Annotated in this window: 10 protein-coding genes; all 10 read right to left on the minus strand. The window is 39.3% G+C overall.

Annotation, left to right across the window (positions count from 1 at the left end; all coding sequences use genetic code 11):
- Window positions 1-12 precede the first annotated feature (12 nt).
- Window positions 13-3,354, minus strand: a complete 3,342-nt coding sequence (locus OQZ33_RS15680) for a SusC/RagA family TonB-linked outer membrane protein (protein WP_265800039.1) — start codon at window positions 3,352-3,354, stop codon at window positions 13-15.
- Window positions 3,355-3,473: 119 nt separating this feature from the next.
- The gene (locus tag OQZ33_RS15685; protein WP_265800043.1) at window positions 3,474-4,538 is read right to left on the minus strand and encodes a FecR family protein; all 1,065 of its coding nucleotides are present in this window, start codon (window positions 4,536-4,538) and stop codon (window positions 3,474-3,476) included.
- A gap of 386 nt (window positions 4,539-4,924) precedes the next feature.
- Window positions 4,925-5,479: an RNA polymerase sigma factor gene (locus OQZ33_RS15690; protein WP_265800044.1), complete on the minus strand. Its 555-nt coding sequence runs from the start codon at window positions 5,477-5,479 to the stop codon at window positions 4,925-4,927.
- A gap of 129 nt (window positions 5,480-5,608) precedes the next feature.
- On the minus strand, window positions 5,609-7,492 hold the full coding sequence (locus OQZ33_RS15695; RefSeq protein WP_265800045.1) for an alpha-amylase family glycosyl hydrolase: 1,884 nt from the start codon (window positions 7,490-7,492) through the stop codon (window positions 5,609-5,611).
- Window positions 7,493-7,619: 127 nt separating this feature from the next.
- On the minus strand, window positions 7,620-8,996 hold the full coding sequence (locus OQZ33_RS15700; RefSeq protein WP_265800046.1) for an MFS transporter: 1,377 nt from the start codon (window positions 8,994-8,996) through the stop codon (window positions 7,620-7,622).
- A gap of 151 nt (window positions 8,997-9,147) precedes the next feature.
- The gene (locus OQZ33_RS15705; protein ID WP_265800047.1) at window positions 9,148-10,827 is read right to left on the minus strand and encodes an alpha-amylase family protein; all 1,680 of its coding nucleotides are present in this window, start codon (window positions 10,825-10,827) and stop codon (window positions 9,148-9,150) included.
- 158 nt (window positions 10,828-10,985) lie between these two features.
- Window positions 10,986-13,304 carry a glycoside hydrolase family 65 protein gene (locus OQZ33_RS15710; RefSeq protein ID WP_265800048.1) on the minus strand — a complete coding sequence of 773 codons (2,319 nt, stop codon included), beginning with the start codon at window positions 13,302-13,304 and terminating at the stop codon, window positions 10,986-10,988.
- A gap of 121 nt (window positions 13,305-13,425) precedes the next feature.
- Window positions 13,426-14,103, minus strand: coding sequence for a beta-phosphoglucomutase (pgmB, locus tag OQZ33_RS15715; RefSeq protein ID WP_265800049.1), 678 nt, complete (start codon window positions 14,101-14,103; stop codon window positions 13,426-13,428).
- Window positions 14,104-14,152: 49 nt separating this feature from the next.
- Window positions 14,153-16,069 (minus strand): glycoside hydrolase family 13 protein, encoded by a 1,917-nt coding sequence (locus OQZ33_RS15720; RefSeq protein ID WP_265800051.1) that lies wholly within the window; start codon window positions 16,067-16,069, stop codon window positions 14,153-14,155.
- 61 nt (window positions 16,070-16,130) lie between these two features.
- Entirely contained in the window at window positions 16,131-17,165 is a 1,035-nt protein-coding gene (locus OQZ33_RS15725) for a SusE domain-containing protein (protein WP_265800052.1), read from the minus strand.
- Window positions 17,166-17,176 lie beyond the last annotated feature (11 nt).

A 17,176-nucleotide genomic window follows, 5' to 3' on the forward strand; every position in this document is an offset into this window, starting at 1 on the left:
TCTTTTTAAAGATTATAACTTAACACTTAAATTTAAACCATAGGTACGCACCGGCGGAACGCCCCCGAGTTCCATCCCAGGAATGGTTGCGTTATAGCTAGATTCGGGATCGATATTATCGGTTTTCTTCATTAAGATGAACAGATTACGCCCTACAAAACTTACGTTTAAGCTTTTAATTCTGTTATTAAAAACCTTTGCTGGAAAGTTATACCCCAATATAAATTGACGGAACTTGATGAAACTGGCATCTTGCACAAACTGTTTGGAAACATTGTTGGCGTAAGTGCTATAATAATTTGCTGCACCAATACCCAATTGATCACGGTTTTCTAAGGTAGCTTGGTGTAAACCAAAAACATAGCCATAATAATCTGTTGCTGAGAAGATTTTACCACCCCATTTCCCATCGATTAAGAAAGAAAGATTTACGCCTTTATAATTAAATTCGTTATTCCAGCCGGCAGTCCATTTATGATATGCAGAACCATAGTCTTTTAATTCTCCTCGTTGTGGAACACCATTAGTATCTCTTACAATGTTTCCATTTGCATCGTACTGAAAATCGTAAGCCATGATTTGTGCAATAGGCTTACCTTCTAGATTTTGAAGAAAACCCACGTTACTCCGTGACGTTGCCAAACCCTGCGATGCCGTTCCAGGAGCAAGCGTGAGTACCATATTATTATTACGAGATCCGTTGATGCTTGATGTCCAGCTAAAATCCTGATTTTTTAATATCACCCCAGAAACCAATGCTTCAATACCCCGATTTCTTAACTGACCAATGTTTAATACCGCACCATTGTATCCTGTTGTGGTAGAAGTGGGCACATCGATAATTTCATCTTTTGATTTTTTGTTGTACCAGGTGAAATCAACATTTAACCTATCTCCGAAAAATCTCAACTCCGTTCCAACTTCTAACTCGGTTGCACTTGATGCAAATAAAGAAGCGTTCGGAATTGCGCCGTTGACAATATTACCCAGTGGATTATTGTTGATGGACTCGCTACGTAAATTGTAATACAATTGCGTTTGGAAAGGACTAGTAGCCTGACCAACTCCAGCGTATCCTGCTCTCAACTTACCAAAGCTTAAGAAAGATGGTTTCCACAATTCTGAGAAAACAAATGATCCGCTAACTGCAGGATAGATTGTATATAATTTATTGTCTCTTCCAGGAGTTGCCAATGTAGAAAACCAATCACTGCGGGCACTTCCTGTTAAGTATAAAATATCCTTATAAGTAACTTCCAGAGTACCATAGATGGATTGTGTTTCCTGATCTTGTTTATAGGCAGAAACAGATTTTCCACCCGTATTGGCCAAAGTATAAATTCCGAAAAGCTGGAAATTCGCACCACTATTGGTTATCCCTTCACTATGTGTTCTACGGTAACTAGCGCCAATATTGGGCGTGATAGAGATATCATCAATTTTGAATGATTTACCAATTAACCCATCCACATTGATATCAGAAAATTTACTGCTCTGTTCGGTATATCCTCCGTCAGCATCATAGGCGGTGCCAGATGGCGTAACTGCAATGTACGTATCCTTATAAGAATCTCTTCCGGCTCTGGCTTGCAAAAACAATCCATTATCAAAAGTATATTTAGCACTTACCGAACTTAACAAACGTTCTCTATTGGTATCATGAATAAAATCGTTTGCAGCGAACCAAGGATTTGTAGCATACGGATTGCCTGTATTGTAAGAAAGTTCATTTCCATCGGGCTTTTTGCCTGGCTGTAATGTGGCTATGTTTACACTCGTTGGCAAAAATGCTGCATTATAATTGGCGTTACCTGCCCCATCTGATAACATCGGGCGGTTTTTTGCCTGCTCCAAAATGTAGTTGACACGGGCATCAATCACCAGGTTTTTAATCGGATCGAATGTGCTCGACAAGGTAAAGTTTTGTCTGTTTAAGCCTGAATTTGGCACCACCGAACGATTCGTTAAATCACTTGCAGATAAACGAATTACTCCACCTGTAAACGATTTGTTCAAAGCCAAAGTGTTTGTCCAGCTGCCACCAGTTCTGTAAAAGTCTTCGATATTATCTTGCTGTGCTGAATACGGCCTGCTTACCCCATCAAACTGAATTACGCTTGATCCATCAAGAGGTGCACCCCAACTCGAACTTCCTGTAGAAGCCGCAGCCAATTGTGTGGTAGGTTTCTGTCCGTTTACCCCCTGACCGTAAACATATTGCCAGTTGGTTCTGTCCATTACCTGCTCTGCAACATAATTACTGCTAAACTCAATGCTGTTTCCTTTACCACTTTTCGTGGTGATCAAGATTACCCCTGCTTTCGCCCGGTTGCCATATAACGCTGATGCTGCAGCTCCTTTTAATACTGAAATGCTCTCGATATCGTCAGGATTGATGTTGCTAATGGCATCTCCCAAATCTGGTGCGTTATCGTATTGTCCCCCATTGTTTCCAATACCGATGGTACTTTTATATCCTACCGGCGAGTTTTCCATCGGTATCCCATTAACCACATAAAGCGGCTGACTTGATGGACCCATGCTTGAAACGCCACGAATAGTGACATTGGTAGCTGCTCCCGCTCCTCCTGAAGTTCCGGCAATATCTAAACCCGCAACTTTACCTACTAACGAATTGGTGATGTTATTTTCTCTGGCTTGCGTTAAAGTTTCGCCGGAAAGCTGCGTAACCGAATAACCAAGTGCCCTTCTTTCTTTCTTAATACCCAGTGCAGTTACCACTACATCAGTAAGTTGTTTGGTATCTTCAACCAATGTAATACTGATCGTCGTCTGGCTTCCGATAGAAACTTCTTTGGTTTGAAAACCCGCATAAGAAACGACTAAAACAGCGTTTTCTGGTGCATTTAAAGCAAATTTGCCATTAATATCGGTGGAGGTTCCAATTCCTGTTCCTTTAACGCGAACGCTTGCACCCGGCAATGCACCTCCTGAGGCATCTTTGATTGTGCCAATAATTGGTACTTCTTTATTCCTGCTAATGACGATCAAACCACCATCAGAAACAGAATATTTCAGGTTCGTTCTGTTTAAAATAGCGGCTAAAACATCAGTAACCAAAGTATTGGTTACGGTAATGCTTACATCTTTATTTACCGGGACATAAGAAGCGCTATACACAAAGTGGTAGCTGCTCTGCTGTTCGATAATCTGTAAAACCTTACCTAATTTCGTTTTCTTTACATCAAGTGATATTTTTTCCTGGGAAAACACCGATGCAGAAACATTCAGGCAAGTAATGAAAACCATAATACAGGCCAATTTCATTAGCAAAATGAATTTTAAGAGCTTCCGGCGAAGCGGATGCTCTTGCAGTAAGTAATAATAAATCATATTTTTGTTTTTTTTGGTTGCATAAGTTCTTGGCAGCAATCTGTTTGCGCATAAACTGCCATTAATTAATCAAAGAAGAAATATTAAGGGCGGTGCTCCAACACCGTCCTTTTTTATCCTTATTTTGAGATGATCACCTCATTTCCTTTTATCTCATATTTAAAATATTCTACGTTTTGTAATGCTGAAAGAACTTGTTCAATGGTTTCGTTGCTGAATGTAGCAGTGAAACGATATTTTTCAACTTCGTTGTTGGTAAACTTGATTTTTACATTGTACCATTTTTCCAAAACAGCTTTGATTTCCTCAAAATCCTGATCGTAAATTTCAATGCGATTTTTAGTCCAGGCGGTTTCTACAATTGTGCTGTCTTTTATAACGGTATAATGGTTTATTGCGATTTCTGGTCGTGCCAGCGACGGCTTTGATAACTTGGCTTTTTTTATCGATGGTTGGGTTTTGTAAAATGTTACCTTTTGGCTTGGTTTCAAAGTAATTGTACCTCCATTGCCATTTGCGGCTTCCATTGTAATCAACCCGCGGATCAAAGTCGCTTCGGAAGTGATTTCATCTGGATAAGATTTAACGTTAAATGCTGTACCCAAAACATTGATATCAAAATCGGAAGTATGTACTTTAAAAGGTTTTTCTTTATTATGAACGACATCAAAAAAAGCTTCGCCAACAAGGTTTACTTCTCTTTTATCATGATTAAATCCTTTAAGAATTGAAAGTGTACTTTTTGCATTTAGCAAAACTACCGTTCCATCCTGTAGCTTGATTTTTTTTCTTTCGCCGCTTTTTGTTGCCCAGGTGAACACTTCCTGTGTGGATTCGCCGCTCTTAAAATTAAGATAGCTTAAATAAAGTAAAGTGGCAGCTAAAGCTACCACAATGGCCGCAGCAATTTTTAGCCATAAAAAAGACTTTATTTTAGCACTCGTCTCCTGTTGTGGAAACATCTCTTGCTTAAAAGACTCTACTTTTAAATTTAACTGGCGTTTGTTTCCGCTCAAAATCACATATAATTTCTTCGCTTCGGCAATTACTTCCGCCTGCTCCGGGTGGGCATTAATGTATTTCTCCCAATATCCAACACAAAGTTTGTCTGTTCCAGCGCAATATTGCTGAAATGTAGAATCGACAAGGAAATCTTCTGCGTTGAACTTACTTCTATCAACCATTGTTGTTTGCCTTTTATATATCAGTGCCTAAAAGTTTAATCTTTTCCTAAAGAAATTTCAACTTTTTTAGAAAATTCAGAATAACTGGCCTCTGCAGGCTTGAAAACAGGAAATAAAATTGCGGGATAAAGTGATTCTTCGATAATTTTTATTATTATGGAACGATGAAATCTTGGAACGCTGTGAAATGATCAGAAAAGTTCTCTCCACTACGTTGCGCTTCGGTCGAGATGACGGACAGAGGAACACCTGTCGAGATGATGGACGGTTGAGCGCTTCTTGAGAAGACCAGCGGCGGGCTTTCATTGAAATGCAGCAGGTTAATCTTTGGTTGAGGAACTGCGACGAAGCTAAGCTTGGCTTAATATGCGAAGTAGCAATCTTATTTATCCCTTAAACTCTTTCCTCAATATTTTTAGCGCATCATAAATGGTGTTGTAAGCCGTTTTAATACTTTGGCTCGTTTGTTCAGCAATCTGCTCGTAGCTTAAACCCTCAAAAAACTTTAAATGAATCAGTTGTTTCTGACGAAAAGTGAGTTTCTCAAGCGCGTTTTTGAGTTGGTGTTTAACCAGTTCATCGCTTTGCATCTTTACCATAAACTCCTCATAACTCATTTCCATCCAATCTCCATCGGCACCAGCGTTCGAAAGTGCGTCGTTAATTTTACGTTTTCGCTCGAGGATTCGCAAGAGTTTGCGTTTTAAAAAGGTTCGAAGATATGCCTCTACATTATCTACCCGATTGAGTGTTTCATGCTTTTCCCAAATGGTGGTAAAAACCAGATCCGTAGCCTCGCTGGAAGTATCTGCATCGGCACAAACCCGAATTCCAAAATTTACGAGTGGATAATAAAGAGTTCGGTAAAGATCAAAAAACGCATCTCTGTCGCCAGAACGAAGTCGTTCCCATAACAGGTGATGCGTTAATTTTTCGTTCATTTAGGATGAGTTGTTGTTAAAACAATATTAACTAAAAACATCAAGATTATTAAGACAGAAGCCGCAGATTTACAGATATAATCGAATTAAAGTGCAAAAAGGCAGCTTCGAAATGAAATTATAAAAGCGCTATTTCAACTCACTTTTACTGAAAATATGATATTCGCCTGGAGCCAAAGTCGCCGTGTAAGCGTTAGAAGACAAGTTAATGTTGCTACCAACTGCATCAAACCACGATCCGGAAGATCCGAAATCAATGTTTGCAGTTTGATTAACTACATCAAAGTTGCCAACAACAATTACCGTATTCGAATCCTCTATAAGCTTGATATATTTAGTCCCTCCAGCTAAATTATAACTTGAATTTGCCGTATTAAAAATAGAGTTGTTCTGTTTCAAACGTATAAATTTTGCATAGGCATCAAACAGCGTCTTCCGGCTAGGATCGGCGAAATATTCCCATCTGATGGGTTTCTCGCCAGTTCTTCCATTGAAATCGATACTGACATCGTAGCCCAATTCGCCGAATTGCCACACCATTTTGGGCCCGGGAATAGCCAATAGAAAAGCTGCCGCCATTTCTTCTCTTTTTAAAGAGATAGCTAAATTGCCTTTGATTGAATAAGCACCAGCGGCATTTCCATAGGTGAAATTTTTAAAATTTAAGCGCTCTTCATCGTGACTTTCACCATAGGTAACCAGGTTCTCTGATTTTGAAAAACCATGATTGGCATAAAATCCCCATTGGAAATTGGAATTCCCTAACCAGCCCATGGTGGCTTCATTTATGTTGTAGTTTATGTTGTTCCAAAGCATCATCCCATCGTCAGCCAACACTTTTTCTTCTGTCGAATCAGCAAAATGTTCCAAAATAACATAGAAATTATTAGGGTCGATGCTTTTGATATAGTTATTGTATTCTTTCCAAATCGCAATTCTGCTTGCATCATAAGCACTCATGTTAGCATCATCTGTAGAAATTTTTTGGGTGAAGCCTTTTGACAAATCAAATCTAAATCCATCAATTTTGTATTGCTGCATCCAGAATTTCATCACATCTTTCGAAAACTTTTTGGTTGCTGCACTTTCATGATTAAAGTCGTAACCTACATTATACGGATGTTTCGCATCAACATTAAACCATGGGCTATTTAAAGTAGGTTTCGAATTATCAAAATACATTTGTACCATTGGCGATTGACCAAAAGAATGATTCAAAACGAGGTCTAAAATCACAGCAATTCCTTTTCCGTGACACTCGTCGATAAAGTTTTGCAATGCCGTTTTGCTTCCATAATATTTATCCGCAGCAAAGTAAAACGAAGGATTGTAACCCCAGCTTAAATTTCCTTCGAACTCGTTTACCGGCATTAATTCGATGGCATTGATGCCTAAAGTTAATAAGTAGTCGAGTTTGGTTAACGTAGAAGCATAGCTGTGATCAGTTGTAAAATCGCGGATCAGCAGTTCATAAATAACCAAATTGTTTTTTTCGGGTCTAGAAAAGCTTGCATTTTTCCAGGTGTAAACCGGTTGATTAGCCTGCATCACACTCACAATTCCCGTAGTTTTTCCTACCGGATAAGCTTTCAGATTTGGATAAACAGTTGCAGATATATACTTGTCATTATCCGGATCAAGCACTTTTTCGCTGTAGGGATCGGCAACCTTTAATTTGCCATCAATAAAAAATTGATAAGCATACTCGGTATCAGGATTTAGGTTGTCTACCTGAATCCACCAGGTGTTACCATCTGCAGTTTTTTTCATCACCGAAGCCGTTGCAGACCAATCATTAAATTCACCAATAAGTGAAACTGAATTTTTCCCAGGCGCATAAAGCGTTACATTTGCCGAAGTTCCGTTGTTAATGAAAGCCACACCATCTTTTGCGCCCGCAGGTAAATCTACCGAGGGTTGGGTCGGAATTTCTGTTCCGCTCTCTGTTGAAGATTTTTTGCACGAGGTATTAAATGCTGTAACCAGCAGTAACAGGTAAATAATTTTTTTCATTTGGTTAGGGATTAAGGGAGTTTTACCATCGAGCACACAGAGCGTTTAACAGAGCAAAATATTCAACTCTGTTTACTTTCTGAATTTTCTTTTTGTTCTCTGTGGTTACAAATTATTTGCAGAGTTATTAGACCGATCTATTTTCTTCAATAGCCAGTTCTGAAGCTAATGTTTCATCTGTTTTCTTCGGCTCTCTGATAAATAGATAACAAATAATAGCGGCTAAAATCATTAATACGCCACCCAACTGAACCGCTAAAAGCCTATCATTATTTAAAACATTACGCATTAACCAGCCGAAACCCAGTGATGCAATGATCTCAGGCAAAACGATGAAGAAATTAAAGATCCCCATGTAAATACCGATTTTATCTTTTGGTAAAGAACCACTGAGCATGGCATAAGGCATTGAAAGAATACTTGCCCAAGCGATACCAACACCAGTCATACATAGGTAAAGCATATTTTTATCATGTACCCAAGCCACGCTGATTAATCCAAGTGCCCCACAAAGCAAACAAATGGCATGAGTTGTTTTTCTGCCCAATGCATCAGCGATTTTAGGTAACACCAATGCAAAGAGGAAGGTAATAACGCTGTAATAGGCAAGGGTTAAACTACCAAAATCTGCTCCCTGGGCATATACAGGATCGGCAGCATCTTTGCCACCAAAAACATTTACCGCCACTGCTGTAGTGTAATAAAACCACATTAGAAATAAGCCTGGCCAAGTAAAAAATTGTACAAGAGAAACAATTTGCATACGCTTAGGCATGTTGCTTAACGCATGAAAGATCTCTTTTGCACCACCTAAAAAACCACTGCTGTTTTCCTTCAACTTCTCTTTAAAATCGGGATCTCGTGGTGGATATTCTTTGGTGGTAAAAACCGTCCACAATACTGCGGCGAAAAAGAAAAATGCACCGATATAAAAAGAGAATTTTACATTCTCGGGAATCTGACCTTGAGCCGCTGTATTCTGTAAATCAAAAACATTGTTCATCAACCAAGGTAAGGCCGAAGCTACACTTCCACCTAAACCGATCATCATGCTTTGCATAATAAAACCGCGATTTACCTGGCTATCTGGCAATTTATCGGTAACAAAAGCACGGAAAGGTTCCATCGCAATATTGCCAAATACATCTAAAACCCAAAGTAAGCCCGCTGCCATCCACAAAGCGCTGCTGTGTGGCATAAAAATTAAAGCGATACTGCTTACAATTGCCCCAATCATAAAATAAGGCCTTCTTCTCCCCCATTTCGGGTGCCAGGTTCTATCACTTAGATAACCAATTATAGGCTGAACCAACAAACCCGTTAACGGGGCAGCTAAAAATAATAGCGGAACCTGATCGGGGTTTGCGCCCAGGTTTTCGTAAATACGCCCCATGTTGGCACGCTGCAAATCCCAGCCAAACTGAATTCCGAAAAACCCGACACTCATATTGATAATTTGTGCAAGCGTTAGTTTCGGGTTCTCGAATATTGTTTTTAAGCTCATTATATTTGGTTTTTATTTAACCGCAAAGTACGCTAAGTGAATAACGCAAAGGCGCAAATTTTTTTATTGCAATTCCTCGGTATGTGTCCTCACAGACCGAAATGTAAATTTACAATGGTCTGTGGAGACATGGTCCATCAAACTCATCATTCTAAAATTCTATTACTTGTGCCGAAACTGGTGCAAGTTTAACGGGTATAGTTGTTCCTGCCGGTATGTTCAGTTTTGTATCCGTTAATAATTCCGTAACCGGAGAGGAATTCTTAACTTTCAATACCTCTTCAGGGATTTGGATATTGGTCTCCAACGTTAAATTTCTATCGAAATTTGCCACTACCAACAAACGTTGCCTACCAGAGTAACGAATGAAAGCATACATCCGGTTATTCATGTTTCCGCTTTGAGGAATCTCATAGATTTCGCCGTTCAATACTGCATCACTTGCCGATGTGACTTTCAAAAGCTGTTTGTAATAAGCTCTTAAATGTTGCTGGGCAGCATTAAGTTTATGTCCATCAAACAAGCCACCATTCATCCATTTTTGATGATTTGGAACACCCCAATAATCAAAGATAGTGGTGCGGTTGTCATCTCCGCCATAACCTTCTTTACCTTTTCCCGGTTCTCCAACTTCCTGTCCGAAATACAACATTACCGGACCAGCACCTAAGGTAGCCGAAACCACCATTGCAGGTAGCGCAAGTTCGGCCTTGCCCGCAAAGCCTGTAGATGCAATCCGTTCTTCATCGTGGTTCTCTAAAAAGCGCAACATTTTTTTTCCAAAGCCAGCGCTTTCTTTCTGCCACACGTAACGAATAGCCGACACATCTGCCTCGGGTTCATTTCTAATCAGCTTTTTTAAGCCATCGTATAAACCCACTTTATCGTATAGGTAATCAAATTTTCCTTCGTCTAAATATTGTTTATAAACCTGAGGATTGTAAGCTTCACCTAAGAAAATCAAATTAGGATTAACTTTTTTAACCTGTGGAATAACCCAATTCCAAAATGCAATAGGAATCATTTCGGCCATATCGCACCTGAATCCGTCAACACCTTTATCCGTCCAAAAAACTAAAATATCTCGCATCTTCGTCCAAACCGGAGGGATGGGACTAAAATATTCTTTTCTTCCGTTTAAATAATCCACGCCATAGTTCAGCTTAACGGTTTCGTACCAATCGTCGTATTTTGGAGCAGCAGTAAACGCATCATTGCCAGTAGCCTTTGCCGGGTTTTCGTCGAATTTTCCATCCTGAAGAATAGAAAGCGGCGTCTCTTGTCCGTTCGTAGGCACTACAAGTGGCTGACCAGGGATGTAATAAAAATCATTTTTTGTGCTGAAAGCTTTAGTTACCTCGTCATTAGCGCCAAAGTCGATAACTTTTTCTGGTTTGGAATAAGAATGGTAACCTCTGGCTACATGGTTTGGAACAAAGTCGATAATGACCTTTAAATTCTTTGCATGTGTTCTTTTCACCAACGCTTCAAATTCCTGCATCCGGTTTTTTACATCCACCGCTAAATCAGGATTTACATCATAATAATCGCGGATTGCATAAGGCGAACCAGCTCTTCCTTTCACCACGTCAGCATCATCAACCTTAATTCCATAATTCGAATAATCGGTTAGGCTTGCATGTGCAATAATGCCCGTGTACCAAACGTAATTTACATGCAACTCTTTGATCCCATCTAGCGCCCTATCTGTGATATCGTTAAACTTGCCAGAACCATTTTGCTCAATGGTTCCGTATGGGATGTTGGTGGTATTCTTGTTTCCGAATAAACGGGGCAATAACTGATATATAACGATTTGCTTATCGTTCATACTTTTACTCTTTTTTTGTGCAAAGGATGATTGTGAAATTAATAAAAGGGAAACCGCAATTATACAAGCTATCGCATTGAGATTGCTTCGTTCCTCACAATAACGAGGAGTCGAAAACAATTTCAATACATTTTCCATTTTATGTTTTACCTCTACAATCATACCAACTCCGCATTATTTACTTCGATTTTTGCGTTTCCAGACAGTTTATAAAACTGATTTCTGATTCCGATTTCTAAATCAACAGCGTTATTATTTTTAATATTGATGCCGTTTTCAGTGATATTTATTTTCAAAGTTGCTCCTCTGAAACCAATGGTAAACGAGAACGATTTCCACTGCTTTGGTAAGAAAGGATTAAACTGCAATTTGCCATCGCGAACACGCATACCGGCGAAACCTTCTACTACACTCATCCAGGTTCCGGCCATCGATGTAATGTGTAAGCCATCTTCCGTATCGTTGTTGTAATCGTCCAAATCTAAACGGGCAGTACGTAAGTAGAATTCGTAAGCACGAGCTTCATCATTTAATTTAGCGGCCAAAATACTGTGTACGCAAGGCGATAATGAACTTTCGTGAACGGTACGTGGCTCATAAAAATCGAAGTTTCTTCTGATAGTTTCCAGGTCGTAATCCTCTTCGAAGAAATACAGTCCTTGCAAAACATCTGCTTGTTTAATAAATGGAGAACGCAAGATCCTATCCCAACTCCATTTCTGGTTAATTGGTCGTTCACTTGCTGGTAAATCCTTAACTAAAGTTTGCTCTTTGTCCAAATAACCATCTTGCTGCAAGAAAATGCCTGAATTTTTATCCTCCGGATAATACATTTTCTCAATGATATCTGCCCAATCAGCAAATTCCTGAGCATCGAAATTTAAGCTTTTTAATAAGCTGTTATATTTTTCTGGCTGCTGATTTTTCACAATTTCCGAAGCTTGTGTTGCATACTTCATGCACCAGGTTGCTAATAAATTGGTATACCAGTTGTTGTTTACGTTGTTCTCATACTCGTTCGGACCAGTAACACCAAGCATTACATATTGCTGTTTTTCGCCGCTCCAATTTACGCGTTGCTTCCAGAAACGTGCGATGCCGATGAGCACCTCCAAGCCAAAATCTGATAAATAACTTTCATCTCCAGTATAGCGGATGTAGTTGTAAATTGCGAATGCAATAGCTCCATTGCGGTGGATTTCCTCGAAAGTGATTTCCCACTCATTGTGGCATTCTTCGCCATTCATGGTAACCATCGGATACAATGCAGCGCCATCTTTAAAACCTAATTTCGCCGCATTTTCAATGGCTTTGCCCAATTGTTTGTGGCGATAAACCAATAGGTTTTTGCTTACTTCTTGCGGAGCAGTGGCTAAGTAAAAAGGCACACAATACGCTTCGGTATCCCAATAAGTAGAACCGCCGTATTTCTCGCCAGTAAAACCCTTCGGACCAATATTCAACCGATCATCTTTACCTGTATAGGTTTGGAACAACTGGAAAATATTAAAACGAATGGCCTGTTGCGCCGAAACATCACCTTCAATAATGATATCGCTTTCCTCCCATTTCGTGGCCCAGGCTTCAGTTTGTTCTTTTAATAACGTATCGAAACCTTTAGCTCTAGCTTTTGCAATAACTGCTTTGGCCTCTTTTAAAAGTGATTCTTTTGCATAATTTTCTGAAGATAAATTCGCTGCGATCTTAATCAAAGTGATTTCCTCATTCGCTTTTACCTGAACAGAAAAAGTTTGCCCAACGAATTTTTCTTTCCGAACAGCTTCCGGATTGATTGCCACTTTTTCAGCATTCTTATACAATTCAATATGGCTTCCGGTGCAAACTTCAAATTCAGTTTTCTTTGTTCTTAGTTTGATATAAGCTTCTGTCTCGCCAATTTCATCAGAAACCAAAGTCCAGAATTTCTCATCATAGTTGCTGTCCTGATTTTTGATATCGCCATCGATGAAAGGCATTAACGTGATTTTGCCATTAAAGTTTACAGACGTAATGCTGTAACGGATCGCTCCGACTTCATCATCGGCAATGCTACAGAAACGAGTTGATTTCACTTTAACAATTTTTCCACTTTTAAGTTCTGCTGTGAAAGTACGCTCCAAAACCCCGGCATGCATATTCAAAACACGTTTGAACTCGCTTACTTCGGCTGTTGCTAAATCCAAAATTTCATCATCTAATTTCACTTCGATACCTACCCAATTTGCCGCATTTAAAACTTTAGCAAAATATTCTGGATAGCCATTTTTCCACCAACCCACGCGGGTTTTATCAGGATAATAAACGCCTGCAACGTAATTCCCCAAAAGAGTTTCTCCAGAATAAGTTTCTTCAAAATTGGCACGCTGGCCCATACGACCATTACCCAAGCTGAAAATACTTTCTGAAATTTTATTTAAATGTGGATCAAAGCCTTCTTCGATAATACTCCACTCGTCTGCTTTAATGTAATTCTTCATCTTTTATACTTTCGTCATTGCGAGGCAAGAAGCAATCTCCTATAGAGTGTTCGTCCTCACAATTTTATTGAATTCCTTTATAGAGATTGCTTCGTGCCTTGCAATGACGGCACTTGCCATTTTATAACTTTTCTAAATCTTCAACCGTTAATTTATCTAACCCACTTACTACAAGGTCTGCCTCTGTAAGCACGCTTTTTTCGCCAATTCCTATGGCCTTCATTCCGCCACGTTTTGCAGCCTCAACGCCTGCAACAGCATCTTCAAAAACCACGCATTCATCAGGTTTGAAACCTAAAAGTTCTGCTCCTTTCAAAAATACCTCTGGATCTGGTTTTGATTTAGTAACCATATTTCCATCTACAATTTCATCAAAGAAATGAGCAAGATTGGTACGTTCTAAAATGATTCCTGAATTTTTACTGGCTGAACCCAAAGCCAGTTTATAGCCCGCCTGGTGAATAGCCGTTAAAAAATCAACCGTTCCAGGCAACACTTCAGCAGGATTCATTTTGGTAATCATATCTACATACCAGCTATTTTTCAAACTGGCAAGTTCTTCCTTCTCCGCATCGGTTTTTTGTACACTACCCCAGGCCAAAATTTTATTTAAACTTTCTACACGACTTACGCCCTTAAGCTGTTCATTTTGTTCTTCTGTAAAATCGAAACCCATGGTATTGGCCAGGCGTTTCCAGGCTTGGTAATGGTAAACTGCTGTATCTACCAATACACCATCCAAATCAAAGAGACAGGCTTTAATTGGGGTTGAGGGTAGTATGTTTGATGTGTTTTGCATTGCTATTATAAAAATCCGTTGGCTAAAGCCGAACGGCAATGAATGAATATTAATTTAATTCTAAAACTAAGGTTGTTTTTGCTGGCATTTTAATTTCTTTGATTTGGATGCTTTCTCCCGAAATCACATTTTTGGCAGTAGTAATTCCAGTTGTTCTTTCTGCAAATCTCTCTGTATTGAGCGTTTTCTCTTTATCTGTATTATTCACGATAACCATTACCGTACCTTTTGCAGTAGCATTGTATCTAAAATAAACATACATATCATCTTCAGGTACAAACTGCATTAATTTACCAGTTTGTAAAGCTGGGCTATTTTTGCGGTAGTTGGCCAAAGTCTTCACAAAATTGAAAGCTTCATTTTCTTTGTTTGTTCTACCATCGGCGATAAACTTATCTTTTTTATCCCCTTGCCATCCGCCAGGAAAATCAGAACGAACCAGACCATCAGGGGCAGAGAAATTTTTCATCAAAATTTCTGTCCCATAATACATCTGAGGGATACCACGCATAGTCAAAAGCATGGCTAAACCCATTTTATATTTATCAAAATCTTCATTCACTACAGAATAAAAACGACTCATGTCATGATTATCTAAAGCGATACAATTTAATGTGGGGTCTTTGTAAAGAAAATCATGGGCTACCACATCATACAATCGGTTAATACCATCTGTCCAGCCGTTTTTGCCATTCAAAGCCTCGTAAATCCCTTCTTTAACGGCCATGTCGGTAATGCCCGGCAAGTGCGTATCGAAACCACGATTAACGGTATTTCCACCCGTGAAGTAAGCTTGGTTGGCTACACCTGAAACAAATGTTTCGCCAAAAATGGATAAAGTCGGAAACTCAGCTCTCAGTTTAATTGCCCAATCAGCCATGTATGCCGGATCGTTATAGGGATAAGTATCTAAACGTAAACCGTCAATTCCCGCATATTCAATCCACCAAATATGGTTTTGCGTTAAATAATTTTGAACATAAGGATTGGTCTGATCAAGATCGGGCATGGATGGAACAAACCAACCATCTAACATTTTTTTACGATCAGCAGCAGATGCGTGAGTATCCATCACGGTTTGATCGCGATAACTGGTTTGTGTATATTTTGGCCATTGGTGTACCCAGCTTTTCATGGGCAAATCTTTGAAAAACCAATGACCCGTACCGATGTGATTATGGACCACATCTTTAATTACCTTCATGCCTTTTGCATGAGCAGCTTCTACGTATTTTTTGTAAAGTTCGTTTGTTCCGTAACGGGGATCAATTTTGTAATGATCTGTTACCGCGTAACCATGATAAGAAGCCTTTTCCATATCATTTTCGATTTCTGGAGTCATCCAAACCGTGGTGATTCCTAAATCCTTAAGGTAGTCTAAATGATTAATTACTCCTTGAATATCTCCCCCATGGCGATAATACATACTATCACGGTTGAGTGCTGTTTCTGCTAAGCCTTTAACAACGTCATTACTTTCGTCGCCATTCGAAAAACGATCTGGCATTAATAAGTAAATAAAATCTTTTTGCGATACCCCCTGAATTCTGTCTGCGTTTTTATTGCGGTTCTTTAATTCGTAGTTGTAATTTAATATTTTTTTTCCTTTAACTGTGAAATTAATCGGGAACGTTCCCGATTTTACTGCTGAAGAAAGTTCTAAATCCAAAAATAGATAATTTGGATTTTCAACTTTGTTTACCTTAACCAGCTTTACACCTGGGTAAGTTAATGAGATCGTACTGGCAGCAATGTTTTCTCCATGAACAAGCAGTTGGAGTTTCGGATTGTGCATTCCTGCATACCAGAACATTGGTTCTATGCGCTCTACTTTTTGAGCAAAGAGGTTTGCACATGAAAGAATTAAAAAGGAAAGTGTTACTGATTTTATTCTGGCAAAACGCCAATTATTGGAACGAGCATTACAAAAGATAGGACGCTGAAGGATAGGTTGGGTTTTGATCATGCTAAAACTTTGAAAGATTGAAAAAGTCCCGTGGCGTTTACCACGGGACAAATTTTATAGATTAGTTTTTAACAATAGTGTAAATACCACCAGTTACTTTATCTCCTGTTTTAATAACAGTAAGTGTAATGGTGTAGTTACCAGCAGCGGTAACTTTGATGTTATCGCCACCTGTAGTAAGTGTTGCGCCACCACCTAAATTCACATCCCATGCATGACCGAAGCGGAATTTAAACTCGCCTACGCCTAATGTGGTTTTGATAGAATAAACTGTAAATTTCCCATCGTTCACACCTTTCATATCGGTATCGTTGTTCCATCCACCTGGTGTAGCATCACCTATAATTGACCACTCATTTGGTGTACCAAAAACGATTGTGTTTTTATTTAAGTCAACAGTTACCTGTTTCACAATTGCATCAGGAGATTTTAGGTTATCGCCGGCGCTTGAGCTAATTTTACCGCCACCAGCATCTCCATAAGCTACATCCCATTTCTTTGCAGGAGTAATTTTGAATTCTAAATTACCAGTAGTATAAGCGATCATACCAGTATAAACACCATTGCTTGACAGAGAAATTAAACTATCTGCAGTTGATGGATTCCAACCCTGGTAAGCGCCCGGAGCATAAATCCATGCAGATGCCAAATAAGGCGTAGCCGTTAATGTTACCACATTAGAGTATGTCAAATCGTTTACCGCAGCTCCTGATTTTAATCTCACCTCAACTTCTGCAGGTTTACCCACTAACCCGCCAAAAGCAAGGATCATATTATTCACTTCTGTAATAGTTGGGGCATAGCTTTTGGTGGTTACTACCACCTCTTTAGGCGTAGCAAAATTAGTTCCTTTTAAAGCGAACTGTAGCGTTGTATTTACTGGAACCACATAACCAGAAGAAGTAGCCAAGGGATAAGTTAATGTTGTTGCCGGTAACGCTCCGTTAGCTTGAATTAAATTTAATGCGATAGTTGAAGCGGTAAGCGTACCCGCCGCTGTAACATTAGAAACCGTTCTGGTTTCTTCTTTTTTACACGACCAAAGCGATACTGCAATTAAGCCTAAAGCTAAGGTTTTGAATAATTTTGATTTCATATCTTTCTATC

The organism is Pedobacter sp. MC2016-05, from assembly GCF_026239735.1.
Lineage (GTDB): Bacteria > Bacteroidota > Bacteroidia > Sphingobacteriales > Sphingobacteriaceae > Pedobacter.

Excerpts from the sequence above, each read along its gene's own strand:
- OQZ33_RS15680 (WP_265800039.1), bottom strand. The coding sequence starts at position 3,354 with ATGATTTATTATTACTTACTGCAAGAGCATCCGCTTCGCCGGAAGCTC.
- OQZ33_RS15685 (WP_265800043.1), bottom strand. The coding sequence starts at position 4,538 with ATGGTTGATAGAAGTAAGTTCAACGCAGAAGATTTCCTTGTCGATTCT.
- OQZ33_RS15690 (WP_265800044.1), bottom strand. The coding sequence starts at position 5,479 with ATGAACGAAAAATTAACGCATCACCTGTTATGGGAACGACTTCGTTCT.
- OQZ33_RS15695 (WP_265800045.1), bottom strand. The coding sequence starts at position 7,492 with ATGAAAAAAATTATTTACCTGTTACTGCTGGTTACAGCATTTAATACC.
- OQZ33_RS15700 (WP_265800046.1), bottom strand. The coding sequence starts at position 8,996 with ATGAGCTTAAAAACAATATTCGAGAACCCGAAACTAACGCTTGCACAA.
- OQZ33_RS15705 (WP_265800047.1), bottom strand. The coding sequence starts at position 10,827 with ATGAACGATAAGCAAATCGTTATATATCAGTTATTGCCCCGTTTATTC.
- OQZ33_RS15710 (WP_265800048.1), bottom strand. The coding sequence starts at position 13,304 with ATGAAGAATTACATTAAAGCAGACGAGTGGAGTATTATCGAAGAAGGC.
- pgmB (WP_265800049.1), bottom strand. The coding sequence starts at position 14,103 with ATGCAAAACACATCAAACATACTACCCTCAACCCCAATTAAAGCCTGT.
- OQZ33_RS15720 (WP_265800051.1), bottom strand. The coding sequence starts at position 16,069 with ATGATCAAAACCCAACCTATCCTTCAGCGTCCTATCTTTTGTAATGCT.
- OQZ33_RS15725 (WP_265800052.1), bottom strand. The coding sequence starts at position 17,165 with ATGAAATCAAAATTATTCAAAACCTTAGCTTTAGGCTTAATTGCAGTA.